Annotated in this window: 13 protein-coding genes; 7 read left to right on the top strand and 6 right to left on the bottom strand. The window is 72.4% G+C overall.

What is annotated here, in order from left to right:
* Positions 1-42: 42 nt before the first annotated feature.
* A complete protein-coding gene (locus tag ACFY5C_RS13890; protein ID WP_389444057.1) occupies positions 43-660 on the bottom strand; it encodes a Uma2 family endonuclease in 618 nt (205 codons plus the stop codon).
* 148 nt (positions 661-808) lie between these two features.
* Complete coding sequence (locus ACFY5C_RS13885) at positions 809-1,903, bottom strand: mechanosensitive ion channel family protein (protein WP_389444056.1); 1,095 nt, start codon at positions 1,901-1,903, stop codon at positions 809-811.
* Between the two features lie 317 nt (positions 1,904-2,220).
* On the opposite strand from ACFY5C_RS13885, the gene ACFY5C_RS13880 reads away from it, so the two are divergent.
* Positions 2,221-2,757 (top strand): HNH endonuclease, encoded by a 537-nt coding sequence (locus ACFY5C_RS13880; RefSeq protein WP_031476758.1) that lies wholly within the window; start codon positions 2,221-2,223, stop codon positions 2,755-2,757.
* Positions 2,758-2,858: 101 nt separating this feature from the next.
* Here the strand turns inward: ACFY5C_RS13880 and ACFY5C_RS13875 are convergent, their stop codons facing one another.
* From ACFY5C_RS13875 to ACFY5C_RS13865, 3 genes are read right to left on the bottom strand one after another with little or no spacing between them, the layout of a single operon-like run.
* Positions 2,859-4,241, bottom strand: coding sequence for an FtsX-like permease family protein (locus tag ACFY5C_RS13875; protein ID WP_389444055.1), 1,383 nt, complete (start codon positions 4,239-4,241; stop codon positions 2,859-2,861).
* The gene (locus ACFY5C_RS13870) at positions 4,238-4,936 is read right to left on the bottom strand and encodes an ABC transporter ATP-binding protein (RefSeq protein ID WP_389444054.1); all 699 of its coding nucleotides are present in this window, start codon (positions 4,934-4,936) and stop codon (positions 4,238-4,240) included. The genes ACFY5C_RS13875 and ACFY5C_RS13870 overlap by 4 nt, the downstream gene beginning before the upstream one ends.
* Positions 4,933-5,466, bottom strand: coding sequence for a PadR family transcriptional regulator (locus ACFY5C_RS13865; protein ID WP_389444053.1), 534 nt, complete (start codon positions 5,464-5,466; stop codon positions 4,933-4,935). Before ACFY5C_RS13865 ends, ACFY5C_RS13870 begins: the two co-directional genes overlap by 4 nt.
* 197 nt (positions 5,467-5,663) lie before the next feature.
* On the opposite strand from ACFY5C_RS13865, the gene ACFY5C_RS13860 reads away from it, so the two are divergent.
* The 3 genes from ACFY5C_RS13860 to ACFY5C_RS13850 all read left to right on the top strand — a co-directional run bounded on the left by ACFY5C_RS13860 (position 5,664) and on the right by ACFY5C_RS13850 (position 8,462).
* A complete protein-coding gene (locus ACFY5C_RS13860; RefSeq protein WP_389444052.1) occupies positions 5,664-5,954 on the top strand; it encodes a hypothetical protein in 291 nt (96 codons plus the stop codon).
* Positions 5,955-8,099, top strand: coding sequence for a 4-alpha-glucanotransferase (malQ, locus tag ACFY5C_RS13855; RefSeq protein WP_389444051.1), 2,145 nt, complete (start codon positions 5,955-5,957; stop codon positions 8,097-8,099).
* Positions 8,100-8,204: 105 nt separating this feature from the next.
* A complete protein-coding gene (locus tag ACFY5C_RS13850) occupies positions 8,205-8,462 on the top strand; it encodes a hypothetical protein (RefSeq protein WP_328427613.1) in 258 nt (85 codons plus the stop codon).
* 128 nt (positions 8,463-8,590) lie between these two features.
* Here the strand turns inward: ACFY5C_RS13850 and ACFY5C_RS13845 are convergent, their stop codons facing one another.
* Positions 8,591-9,181: a TetR family transcriptional regulator gene (locus tag ACFY5C_RS13845; protein ID WP_389444050.1), complete on the bottom strand. Its 591-nt coding sequence runs from the start codon at positions 9,179-9,181 to the stop codon at positions 8,591-8,593.
* 114 nt (positions 9,182-9,295) lie between these two features.
* Here ACFY5C_RS13845 and ACFY5C_RS13840 point away from each other — a divergent pair, with 114 nt between their 5' ends.
* The 3 genes from ACFY5C_RS13840 to ACFY5C_RS13830 all read left to right on the top strand — a co-directional run bounded on the left by ACFY5C_RS13840 (position 9,296) and on the right by ACFY5C_RS13830 (position 12,766).
* Positions 9,296-10,768: an FAD-dependent monooxygenase gene (locus ACFY5C_RS13840; RefSeq protein WP_389444049.1), complete on the top strand. Its 1,473-nt coding sequence runs from the start codon at positions 9,296-9,298 to the stop codon at positions 10,766-10,768.
* Positions 10,769-10,928: 160 nt separating this feature from the next.
* On the top strand, positions 10,929-11,849 hold the full coding sequence (locus ACFY5C_RS13835) for a DMT family transporter (protein ID WP_389444150.1): 921 nt from the start codon (positions 10,929-10,931) through the stop codon (positions 11,847-11,849).
* A 14-nt stretch (positions 11,850-11,863) separates the two neighbouring features.
* Positions 11,864-12,766 carry a LysR family transcriptional regulator gene (locus ACFY5C_RS13830; RefSeq protein ID WP_389444048.1) on the top strand — a complete coding sequence of 301 codons (903 nt, stop codon included), beginning with the start codon at positions 11,864-11,866 and terminating at the stop codon, positions 12,764-12,766.
* The last annotated feature ends 9 nt before the right edge of the window (positions 12,767-12,775 follow it).

Here is a 12,775-nt window from a genome sequence, read left to right as displayed (position 1 = left end):
CCGGACCCTACTCCAGGCCGGTGGCGGTCTGTTCGGGACCGTTCAGTCCTGGAGGAAGGGGGACGTGTCCAGGGTGGGGTAGGGGGCGGGGAGGGGGAGGGGGGCGCCGAGGTCGACCTTGGTGTCGGTGTCGTAGTAGGCCTGGGTGGGGTCGTCGCCGGGGAGGACCGGGTCCGTGTAGCAGTGGGCGGTCTTGGTGTTGCGGTTGACGAGGGCGTAGACGGAGATCCCAGCGGCGGCGTACGTGGCCAGCTTGGCGCCGGTGTCGATCGCGTGGTTGGTGGATGTGACCTCGCCGACCAGCGCGACCATGTCGATGGGGTACCAGCCCTTGTGCATCCTCAGGTATGAGTCATCCAGTTCGGTGGGCTCGCGGTGCAGGACGTAGAAGTCGGGAATCACCAGAGCCATGGTGCTGCCGTCCTGGTGTGCGGCACGGAATCCCATGCCCATGCCTGCCAAGTCCAGTCCGGCCATGTGGAGCTGGAGGGTGAGTCCGACAGCGCCCTTGCTGTGGTTGTAGTCCGGCTGCGGCGGCACGATGACCGTCCCCTCGACGTACTCGGGTCGAATCGGCGCCACGGACGCTTCTTCGAACGCGATCAACAGATCGATGGGGTCCTGCGTCATGACCGTCTCCATGATGGGTTCGGCACTCATCCCTGGTTCTCCTCGTCATGCTGATGCCAGGCTAAGCCCGCACCGGGTGCCCCGCCCGAACGATGGGGCACCCCGTGCGCTCCCCGCGCCGGAATGCCCCAACCGTTCACTCGAACGAGTGTGCTGAACCGTTCCCGCGATCCCGGCCCTACTTCGTCACGCTCGGCGGCGTCAGCGGAGTGGCCGCCACGGACTGCGGGGAGGTGGTGCTGGCGTAGGCCGAGGGGGCCGCCATGCCCGCCGTCGGGTCGGCCGCGGCCTCCTCCTCCAGCGCCAGGGGGGCGCGGCCGACGATCGGGATGTCGGCGGCGTCGAAGGCGCGCTTGATGCGCCAGCGCAGTTCGCGTTCGACGGTCAGGGACTTGCCCGGCATCGTCTTCGCCGAGACGCGTACGACCATCGAGTCCAGCAGCACGCTGTCCAGGCCGAGGACCTCGATCGGGCCCCAGAGGAGCTCGTTCCAGGGCTCCTCCTTGCTCATCCGCTCGGCGACCTCGTCGATGGTGGCCCTGACCTTGTCCAGGTCCTCGGAGGAGCGGACGGTGACGTCCACGCCGGCCGTCGACCAGCCCTGGGACAGGTTGCCGATGCGCTTGACCTCACCGTTGCGGACGTACCAGATCTCGCCGTTGTCGCCGCGCAGCTTGGTCACGCGCAGGCCGACCTCGATGACCTCGCCGGCGGCGACGCCCGCGTCGATCGTGTCGCCGACGCCGTACTGGTCCTCGAGGATCATGAAGACGCCGGAGAGGAAGTCGGTGACGAGGTTGCGGGCACCGAAACCGATCGCGACGCCCGCGACACCGGCGGAGGCCAGCAGCGGTGCGAGGTTGATCTCGAAGGCGGACAGGACCATCAGGGCGGCCGTGCCCATGATCACGAAGCTGGCCACCGAACGCAGCACCGAGCCGATCGCCTGCGAGCGCTGACGGCGGCGCTCGACATTGACGAGCAGCCCGCCGAGGGCCGTGCCGTCCACCGCCTGGGCGGTGCGGTTCATCCGGTCGATGAACTTGGTGATCGCCCGCCGGATCACCACTCTCAGCACCGCCGCGATGGCCAGGATCAGCAGGACCCTCAGGCCTATCGCGAGCCAGGTCGACCAGTTCTGCTCGACCCAGGTCGCGGCCTGGGACGCACTCTCGTGAGCGTCCTTGATCGTGGGAACCGCCGGGGTGGTCGTCTCCGAGGGCGTTGGCGACGGCGTCGGACCGGCAGCCAGTAGGACGGCGGACAGGGACACGGCAGGTACCTCCAGTGCAGCGGCCCGCCCCGTCGGTAGATGGTCAAGGTCACGAAAGGGTCACCGGCGGGGCAGACCCACCACACTAACGGGGCATCGTGTGTGGATCGTCGCCATGTTCGAGGGAGGAATCGTGCCCACGTGGGGATGAACTGGTGGGATGAACCGTTCATCGCCCAGGGGATGAATCAGATGTGGTCGAAAACACTCTCAGCCCGTTACCGGGACATGGTGGCGCTTTCACCAGGCGAGAGGGGAGACTGACTACAGATCGTCCCGGCGCGAGCCACGCGCCGCCGACGCCCAAGGAGGCATCCGTGCCGCATGTCCTGGTCCTCAACGCGTCGTACGAGCCGCTCGGCGTCGTACCGCTCCGCCGCGCGCTCGTCCTCGTCCTCGAGAACAAGGCCGTATGCCTCGAGGAGTCCGGCGCCTTCATGCACAGCGCAACCGTCACAGTCCCCGCACCCAGCGTGGTCCGGCTCAAGCGATTCGTCCGGGTTCCCTATCGGGGGCCCGTTCCTCTTACCCGCAGGGCGCTCTTCGCGCGCGACGGGGGCCGGTGCATGTACTGCGGTGGCGTCGCAACCAGCGTCGACCATGTCATTCCGCGCAGCCGCGGGGGCAAGCACGTCTGGGACAACGTGGTGGCGTCCTGCCGCCGCTGCAACCACGTGAAGGCCGACCGGCATCTGTTCGAAATCGGCTGGCGGCTGCGCCACAAACCCGCTCCACCCACCGGCCTCGCCTGGCGCATCATCGGCACCGGGCATAGGGACCCGCGCTGGCTGCCGTACTTGCAACCGTACGGCGCCGAGGACGCCATGGCCCGGATCGACGGCATTTCCGCCTGACGACCCGGGCCTTCGCATACCTGGCATGCGGCGGACGGCGTCCGGCCCCGAGGGTCCCCCGTGCCCCCGGGGCCGTCCGTTCACGCGGCCGTACGGCCGTCTCACGCGTAGCGCAGCTCCGCCGGCCGCACCGACCGCCGCAGCAGCGGCAGGGACGTGGCCGCGGCCAGCAGACACGCGGCGTAGACGGCGAGCGGGACCACGAGGGCCAGGAACGGCACGTCCGGCGCCGTGTGCTCCGAGGCGACCGCGGCGTACCACGCGCTGATCGTCATGCCGCCGAGGCCCGCCACCGCGACGGCGGGTGCCAGCGGCAGCGCGGTCTCCAGCAGCAGCGCCCGCCGCAGCACCGCGCTCGGCACACCGGCGGCGGCCTGTGCGGCCAGCCCGCGGCGCCGGGTGGCCAGCGACTCGGCGGTGCCGACGGCCAGCGCCGACAGGACGAGGGCGAGGGCGACGAGGATCGCGGCGCCCGTGAGGTCGAGGCCGTTCGTGTAGTAGTCCATGCTCATGCCGAGCCGGCCGGCGCGGCGCATGGCCCGCAGATCGGCGAGCAGCACCTCCCGGACGCCCACGAAGCTGGAGCCCACGACCGTGACCAGCAGCACGCCCGCATGCGTACGGGCCGCCGCCCACGGGTCGTCGCGCAGCCGCGCCGCGGCGATCAGCAGCGCCGGGCGCCGGGCCCGGTCGGCGAAGGCCTCGCCCAGGCGCCGGGAGGACGCACCGGCCAGCCACAGCGAGGCGGCCGCGATCAGCAGGGTCACGGTGCCGACCGTGAACGGGACGACGGTGAAGCCCAGGCGATTGGCGCGGTAGGGCGCCGCGGCGACCGCTACCGTCGCCGACGCCGCCAGCAGCGCGAGCAGCCCGGTGACCAGCCCGAACACCCGCCCCGGACCCCGGGCCGGCCGCACCCGCCGCACCCGGCCCAGCGGCGAGGCCACCACACGCCGTAGCGAGAGCGCGCTCACGGCGGCGCCCAGCACCGGGACGGCCACGGCGACCAGGGCGATGCCGAGCCATGCCAAGGGCTCGGGGGTCTGCCACACGCGCAGCAGCATCAGGACGCAGAAGACGGTGGCCACGGCCGAGCCGGCCAGACAGGCCAGCCCCGCCTCCAGCGCCGCGATCCGCCGCACCTGGGCGGGCGTGGCCCCCGCGAGCCGCAGTGCGGCCAGGCGCCGGTCGCGGTGCACCGCACCCACGCGGGCGCACTGCCCGAGGAACCCGAGCACCGGCACCAGCAGCATCAGCAGTGCGACGATCACGCCCTGCCGGTCGCTGGGCTGGTTGAGGAGGCCGGCGCCGAACGAGACCGAGTACTGCCCGTCGATCGCGGCGAGCGTGGCGACCGCCAGCCCGATCCCGGTCGCACCTCCCGCCCCCACCGCCGTCAGAACGACCCGCCACCACTCGCGCCGGTCGGACCCCCGGGTGAGCAGCCAGGCAAGCCGGAGGTCGGCGCTCAGCCGGTTTCTCATGCCGCCACCTCCAGCGGCGTCACGGTGCCGTCGGCCAGCCGTACCTCGCGGTCCGCGTACGCCGCCACCTGGGCGTCGTGCGTGATCAGCAGCACCGCCGTGCCCGACTCGCGGGCCGTGTGCGTCAGGGCCGTCATCACCTGCTCACCAGCCAGGGAGTCCAGCGCTCCGGTCGGCTCGTCCGCGAAGACGATCCTCGGGCCGGTGACCAGGGCCCGTGCCAGGGCCGCCCGCTGGGCCTGGCCGCCGCTCATCTCGCCGGGCCGCAGCTCCTCCTGCCCGCGCACCCCGAACCGCTCCAGCCACTCACCGGCCTTCGCCTGCGCCTCCTGCCGACGGGCACCCGCGAGCAGCAGCGGCAGCGCGACATTGTCCAGGGCCGTCAGCTCGGGGATCAGCTGCCCGAACTGGAAGACCACGCCGAACTCCGTACGCCGCAGCTCGCTCAGCCGCTCCTCGGGCAATCGGTCCAGCCGCTCCCCGTCGTACGTCACGGAGCCGGTGTCCGGGCGGACGATGCCGGACAGGCAGTGCAGCAGCGTCGACTTCCCGCTGCCGCTGGCGCCGGTGACGGCGAGGATCTCGCCGGCCCGCAGCTCGACGCGGGCGCCGCGCAGTGCGTGGGTACTGCCGTGCGCCTTGACGAGGTCACGGGCCACCAGAAGCGGCACCGGGTTTCCCCCTGAGTTGCTCATACTGCGTCGACCTCCGCGGTCAGAGTGGTGAGCCGGGCCGCCGTGGTCGTCATCCAACGGAGGTCGGCGTCGAGGTGGTTGAGGGCGTAGTCCGCCGAGAGCACGGTCGCGAGATCGGTGCCCGGCGCGGCCTTGACCGCCGTGAGCTGCCGCATCCGCTCCATGTGGGCGGCACGCTGGGCGCGCAGATAGGCCTCGGGGTCGCCGCCGGACAGGATCGACACGACGACCTTGGCGAAGATCTCGTTCGTCACGAACGGCGCGGGCGGCGCGATCTCCCCGGCCCACTGAGCCAGTTCGAGCGCGCCGTCGTCCGTCGCGCGGTACATGGTCCGCTCCGGGCCGCCGTCCGAGTCGGTGCCGTCGACCTCGGCGAGGCCGTCGCGGACCAGCCGCTGCAAGGTCGTGTAGACCTGCCCGTAGGCCAGCGGGCGGGCCTGCGGGAAGCGTTCGTCGTGCCGTCGCTTGAGGTCGTAGCCATGGCTCGGCCCCGTGGCGAGCAGCCCCAGCAGGATGTGGCGGGTGCTCATACGAAGCATTATGTACTGAGTGCATGTACTGAGTGAATAGTGATCAGCAAGAAAGCCCGGAAAACCGCAGGACCGGAACAGGATGTGCGGAACAGAATGTGATGAGAGGCACGTTGTTCGTCTCTGTACGTCTGCCACCGCGCCCGCTGGGTAGGGACGGCGGTAACCCGCACGCCGTACTCGAAGAGGAGGCCCCCGTGGCCACTGCATCGGCCCTTTCCAAACCCGAGGCGCCCAGCGAGACCGAGATGCACGAAGGCGTCTTCACCGAACCCGAGATGTACGCCTGTGTCTTCAGCTCCGAGGGCGCCTGCACCGAGACTCCGCTCACCAGCGAACCACCCCTGCCCGACGCCGAGCCCCTCACCAGCGAACCGCCGCTCGCGGACGCCGCACCGCTGACGAGTGAGGCGGCGACCTGGGACATGGGCATGGACATGGGTATGGACACCGGTATGGACATGGACATGTATCCCACGAGGCCGTAGATGACAGGACAGCGGTCGGCCGAAGCCCCTGCCGAGGACCCAGAGGGTCCCGAAGATCCCCCCTCCGACGACCTGTCGCGGCTCGCCGAGCTGCACGGCGTCGCCACCTCCTACCAGCCGACCGCCGACCGTACGGTCACGGCCTCCGTCACCGCACTCACCCTCGCCCTGGCCGCCCTGGACGTCGACGCGAGCACACCCGCGTCCGTCAGTGCCGCGCTGGCCGTGCGGGAGCGTGAGCTGCGCGAGCGGCTGCTGCCGCCGACGGTGGTGTGCCGGCCCGGCGCCGAGCCCCTGGCGACGGCCGCGCTGCCGTCCGGCACCCGGCTGCACATCGAGACCGAACAGGGCGACACCCGCGCCGCCGTCGACCGACTCCCGCCCGCCGACCAACTCCCGTCCGGCGTCCACCGATTGACCGTCACGACACCGGACGGCCGCACGGCGACGAGCCACCTGGTCGTCGCCCCGGCCCGGTTGCCCACGCCCACCGCACGCTCGTACGGCCTTCTCGTCCAGCTCTACTCCCTCCTCTCCCGCCACTCCTGGGGCATGGGCGACCTCGGTGATCTCGGCGAGCTCGCCGCCTGGGCCGGCCGGGCGCTCGGTGCCGGATTCGTGCAGGTCAACCCGCTGCACGCGGCCGTACCCGGAGCACCAACCGACCCTTCGCCCTACCGCCCGTCCTCCCGCCGTTTCCCCGACCCGGTGCATCTGCGGGTCGAGGACGTGCCCGAGTTCGCCCATGTCGAGGACCGCGAGCGCGTGCGGGCCCTGCTGGAGCGGGCCGGGCGGCTGCGGGAAGCGGTGCTGGAGAAGGGGGAGTTGATCGACCGGGACGCCGTGTGGGAGGCGAAGCGGGAGGCGCTGGAACTGGTGCGCGAGGTGCCGCTCGGACCCGGGCGGCGGGCCGCCTACGTCGACTTCCTCGCGCAGGAAGGCCAGGCGTTGGAGGACCACGCCACGTGGTGCGCACTGGCCGAGGTGCACGGCTCGGACTGGCGGCGGTGGCCGGAGGGCCTGCGGGATCCGCGCTCGCCCGAAACCGCGCGTGCGCGGGGCGAGTTGATGGACCGGGTCGACCTCCACTGCCGGCTCGCCTGGCTCACCGACACCCAGCTGACCGCCGCCCAGCGGATCGCGCGGGAGGCGGGGATGCCGGTCGGGATCGTGCACGACCTCGCGGTCGGGGTGCATCCCGAGGGCGCGGACGCCTGGGCGCAGCAGGAGTACTTCGCGGCCGGGATGTCGGTGGGCGCCCCGCCGGACGCCTTCAACGCCCGCGGCCAGGACTGGGGGCTGCCGCCCTGGCGGCCGGACCGGCTGGCCGAGTCGGGGTACGAGCCGTACCGCCGCCTGTTGCGGGCGCTCTTCCGCTACGCGGGCGCGCTGCGGATCGACCACGTCATGGGATTGTTCCGGCTCTGGTGGGTGCCGCAGGGGCAGGCGCCGACGGAGGGGACGTACGTCCGCTACGACGCCGAGGCCATGCTCGCGATCCTGGTGCTGGAGGCCTCTCGGGCCTCGGCGGTGGTGATCGGGGAGGACCTCGGCACGGTCGAGCCGGGCGTGCGGGAGGCGCTGCGTTCGCGGGGCGTGCTCGGCACCTCGGTGCTGTGGTTCGAGCGGGACTGGGACGGCGACGGCCGCCCCCTGCCACCGGAGTCCTGGCGCGCCGACTGCCTCGCCACCGCCACCACGCACGACCTGCCGTCCACCGCGGCCCGCCTCACCGGCGAACATGTCGAACTGCGCGACAGCCTCGGCCTGTTGACCCGCCCCCTGGAGCAGGAGCGCGCGGAGGCGGCGGCCGACACCGGTGAGTGGCTGGCGCTGCTGTCCCGGCTGGGGCTGATGCGCGGCACGCACGGCGGGCACTGCGCCTCGGAGGAGGAGGCCGAGATCCAGGCCGTCCACCGCTTCCTGCTGCGCACCCCGGCCCGCATGGTCGGCATCTGGCTCCCGGACGGCGTGGGCGACCGCCGCCCGCAGAACCTGCCGGGCACGTGGGACCAGTACCCGAACTGGCGGCTGCCGATCGCGGACGCGCAGGGGAGGGCGATGACGCTGGAGGAGCTGGCGGCGTCGCCGAGGCTGCGGGCGCTGGTGGAGGTGCTGCGGGGAGACGCACGACGGCACGGCTAGCCGGGACGGTCCGGCCCTGCGACGTCCGGCGTCCGCAGCGCCGGGTGCTCATTACGGCACCCCCCGGACGCGCGGCCCCCGGCGGCGTTCGGTACTTTTGGCCCCGTGGACAAGAAGAACGCCCTGCGCGCCGGCGCCCTGGCTGCCGGTACGACGCTGATGATGCTGCTCATGTCGTCCCCCGCGCTCGCGCTCACGCGTGACGACGGCGACGACCCCGGTCAGGGCCTGAGCGTCATGGAGACGCTGGGCCAGTTCGTCTTGGCCCCGATCGTGCTGTTCGCGGTCATCGCGGGCCTCGTGATGGTCCTGGACCGCTCCACGGACCGCCGGCCGAAGGCGAAGGCCAAGGCGAAGGCCTGATCCGCGCGGTCCGACCGACCCCGCTTCCGTCGAGGGCGCCGGCCCCGTCGTACGTACGTGCATCCGCCGTACGTGGACGAGGCCGGCGCCCTCGGTGTGTTCTGCGGGTCTTCTGCGGCGGGTGACTCTCACGCCGGGTACGGCGCGGTCAGATACCGCTGCACCGTGGGCGCGAGCCAGGCCACGATCTCCTCGGGCACCAGCGCCACGGAGGGCGGGAACCGCAGGACGTAGCGCGTGAGCGCCAGCCCGAGCAGCTGCGACGACGCCAGCGCGGCCCGGGCCGGGGCCTGCTCGGGATCGGGGCACACCCGACGGGCGACCGGCAGCAGCTGGTCCGCGAAGATGCCCTGCATGCGCTCCGCCCCGGCCTGGTTGGTCGCGCCGACCCGGAGCAGGGCCGTGAGCACCTCGTTCTCCTCCCACATGGCCAAGAAGTGGGTCACGAGCGCCCGGCCGACGTCGTCGCGGGAGAGCGATGCCGGTTCCGGCAGCTTCAGATCGATGGCGACCGCCGCCGCGAAGAGCCCCTCCTTGTTGCCGTAGTAGCGCATCACCATCGACGGGTCGATGCTCGCGTGCTTGGCGATCGCGCGGATGGTGGCGCGCTCGTAACCGTCAGCCGCGAAGCGCTCGCGGGCCGCGTCGAGGATCGCCGTGCGCGTGGCGTCGGAGCGGCGCGGGGTGGGGGCAGGGTCGGCGGGGCTGCTCTGCGTCATGCCAACAATCGTATGCCAACGTCTGTAGGCCAACAAGTGTTGACAAGCTTGGGAGGCCGGTTCTACGGTTGCCAACAAGCGTTGACCAACAAGCGTTGGCATCAGGAGGCCACCATGACCGCCACGAACGGCACGAACGGCACCGGCTCCACCCACCCCGTCCTCGTCATCGGCTCCGGCCCCACCGGTCTCCTCCTCGCGAGCGACCTCGCCGCCGCCGGTGTGCGCGTCACCCTCGTCGAGCGGCGCCCGCACGGCATCAGCAACCTCTCCCGCGCCTTCGGTGTGCACGCCCGCACCCTGGAGCAGCTCGACGCCCGCGGCCTCGCAGACGGACTGATCGCCACCGGCAGCACCATCACCGAGCTGCGACTGTTCCGCCGCCTCTCCCTCGACCTCGGCACGCTGCCGTCGCGTTTCCCGTTCCTGCTCATCACCCCGCAGTACGAGGTGGAGCGGCTGCTGGAGCGGCGGGCGCGCGAGCTCGGCGTCGAGTTCCTCTTCGAGAGCGAGGTCGTGGGGCTGCGCCAGGACGACGACGGGGTCGACCTCGACGTGCGCGGCCCGGACGGGGCGGTCGTCACCCACCGCGCGGCCTACGTCGTAGGCGCGGACGGCCATCGCAGCGCCGTCCGTCAGGCGGTCGGCCTGCCCTTCCCCGGCGTCTCCGTCATCAAGTCCCTGTTCCTCGCGGACGTCCGGCTCGCCGAGCAGCCCGCGAGCGTGCTCACCGTCAACGGCGCGGGTGACTCCTTCGCGATGATCGCGTCGTTCGGCGACGGCTGGTACCGCGTCATGGGCTGGAACCGCCGCCACGAGGTCCCCGACGACGCCCCGCTCGACCTCGCCGAGGTCAAGGAGGTCACCCGCCGCGCCCTCGGCACCGACTACGGCATGCACGACGCCCGCTGGCTCTCCCGCTTCCACAGCGACGAGCGGCAGGCGCCGCGGTACCGGGTCGGGCGGGTCTTCCTCGCCGGCGACGCCGCGCACGTCCACTCGCCGGCCGGCGGCCAGGGCATGAACACCGGCCTGCAGGACGCGGCCAACCTCGGCTGGAAGCTCGCCGCGGTCGTCAACGGCCGACAGCCCGTGAGCCTGCTGGACACCTACCAGGCCGAACGTCACCCCGTCGGCAAGGCGGTGCTGCGCAGCAGCGGCGGGCTGGTCCGGCTGGCCCGCGCACAGAGCCTCGCACTGCGCGCAGTACGCGCCCTGTTCTCCGCCTTCGTCAACGCCGCCCGGCCCGCCCAGGCGAAGGCCCTGGCCCAGATCTCGGGCATCGGGTACAAGTACGCCGCCCCACGCGGCTCCCACCGCCTGGTCGGTACCCGCGTCCCCGATGTGGCTCTCGGGAGCGGCCGTCTGTACGAGGCCCTGCGGGGCGGGCGGTTCGTGCTGATCCTCCCGCAGACCGGGGAGGCGCCCGAGGTGCAGAACGGCCGCAAGGACCGGCTCACCGTGGAGCGTTGGGCGAGCGGCAGCCGTACGGCCGTGCTCGTGCGGCCCGACGGATACGTGGCGTGGGCTGCGGACGCGGCCGACGCGCGGGCGGTGGAGGCGGCGGTCGCCGAGCATGTGGGGTGAGCGGAGGCCCTGTGTGACCTTTCAGTTCTGCTGAAAGAAGTGCTCGAAAAGTTTCGATGGACGCGACAGATGGCGCGCTGCGACGGTGGACGCGTCATCGTCACCGCCCAGTCACCGCCCCCGGTCACCGCCCATCGAAAGGACCTCTGTGCCCGCCGTCCTGAACCGGACCGCCCGTACGACATCCCCCTCCACCGCCACGACCCCGAGGACGGCCGCCGCCCTCGGGGTCGCGCTCGCCGCTCTCGCGACGGTCGTCTGGTCCGGCAGCTTCGTCACCTCACGGGCGCTGCACGACAGTGTGCCGCCGGTGCAGCACGCGTTCTGGCGGTGGCTGGTGGCGTTGGTCGTGGTGGCTCCGTTCGGTGCCCGGCAGGCCTGGCGGCAGCGGGAGCTGATCCGCAGGCACCTCGGCTTCGTGCTCCTCGCCTCGCTGCTCGGCGTCACCACCTACAACACCCTGGTCAACCAGGCCGGGGTGACCACTCCCGCCGCCAACATGGGCATGATCATGGCCGCTTCGCCGGTGCTGATGGCGGTCTTCGAGCGCGCCGCGGGGGTACGGCTGGGTGCGCGCCGGGTGGTCGGGCTGCTGGTGGCCTGCGCGGGCGTCCTGCTGCTGATCGGCAGTGGTGCGGGCGGGGCAGGGTTCGCGGCCGGGGATCTGTGGATGGTGGCGGCCGCCTGCTGCTTCGGGGCGTACAGCGGTCTGTTGCGGCGGCGGTCGGCCGAACTGGGCGGTACCGCCTTCCTGTTCACGACGTTTCTGGTGGGTACGGTCCTGCTGATGCCCGTGCAGGGGGTGAGCCTGGCGGTGCAGGGCGGGTTCGAGCCCACCGCCGGAACGGTCCTGCCGATCCTCTACGTGGGAGTCGCCTCCTCCGCCGTCGCCTTCTTCGCCTGGAACCGGGCGATCGCGCTGGTCGGCCCGAGCCGTGCCGGGGCCGTCTACTACCTCCAGCCGGTGTGCGTGGCTCTGCTGTCCTGGGCGGTCCTCGGCGAGGCGACCGGCTGGACGCAGGCGGGGTGCATGGGGCTGATCCTCGGCGGAGTCGTCCTCGGGGCGGCGTCGCGGCGGTGACGTAGGTTGCCGCCATGGTCGACTGGGACATCCGCAAGCTGCAGATCCTGCGGACGCTGCGGGAGCGGGGCACCGTGACGGCGACGGCCGAGGCGCTGCGGATGACGCCGTCGGCGGTGTCGCAACAGCTGACGAATCTCGCCAGGCAGGTCGGGGTGCCGTTGCTGGAGGCGCAGGGGCGGCGGGTGCGGCTGACGGACGCGGCCCGGCTGGTGCTGCGGCACGCCGAAGCCGTGTTCGAGCAACTGGAGCGTGCGGACGCCGAGTTGGCGGCGTATGTGCACGGTGAGGTCGGGGAGGTGCGGGTGGGCGCCTTCTCCACGGCCGTGCCGGCGCTGGTCGTACCGGCTGCGCGGGCGTTGCGTCAGACGCGTCCCGGGGTGACCGTACGGGTGCGCGAGGCCGAGGCGCAGGAGGCGTACGAGCTGCTGGCCGGCGGGGAGGTGGACCTCGCCCTGTCGCTCGCGGCGCAGGCGCCGGCGGTGGACGACGTGCGCTTCACCCGGGTGCCGCTGCTCGCGGACCCGCTGGACGTCGCCCTGCCCCGCGGGCACCGGCTGGCGCGGGGCGCGGAGGTGCGGCTCGCCGATCTCGCGGCGGAGGAGTGGATCTTCGGCGGCAGCGGGCCGTGGTCGGACATCACGCGCGGGGCCTGCGAGGCGGCCGGGTTCAGCCCTCGGCAGGGGCACTCCGCCGCCGGGTGGACGGCGATCCTCGCGATGGTGGAGGCGGGGATGGGGGTGGCGCTGGTGCCGCGGATGGCCGCGGTGGCCAGGGGCGGGGTCGTGATGCGGGAGGTGGGGGAGCAGCGGCCGGTGCGGCATGTGGTGGCCGCGGTGCGCAGGGGGAGTGAGGCGGGCGCTGCGGTGGGGAGGGTGCTGTCGGCTCTGGAGGCCGTCGCTGCGCGGCTCGGCTGAGGACGGCTC

Origin of the sequence: Streptomyces sp. NPDC012935 (genome assembly GCF_042900345.1) — a bacterium.
Lineage (GTDB): Bacteria > Actinomycetota > Actinomycetes > Streptomycetales > Streptomycetaceae > Streptomyces.
This window is presented reverse-complemented; position numbering and strand designations above follow the sequence as displayed.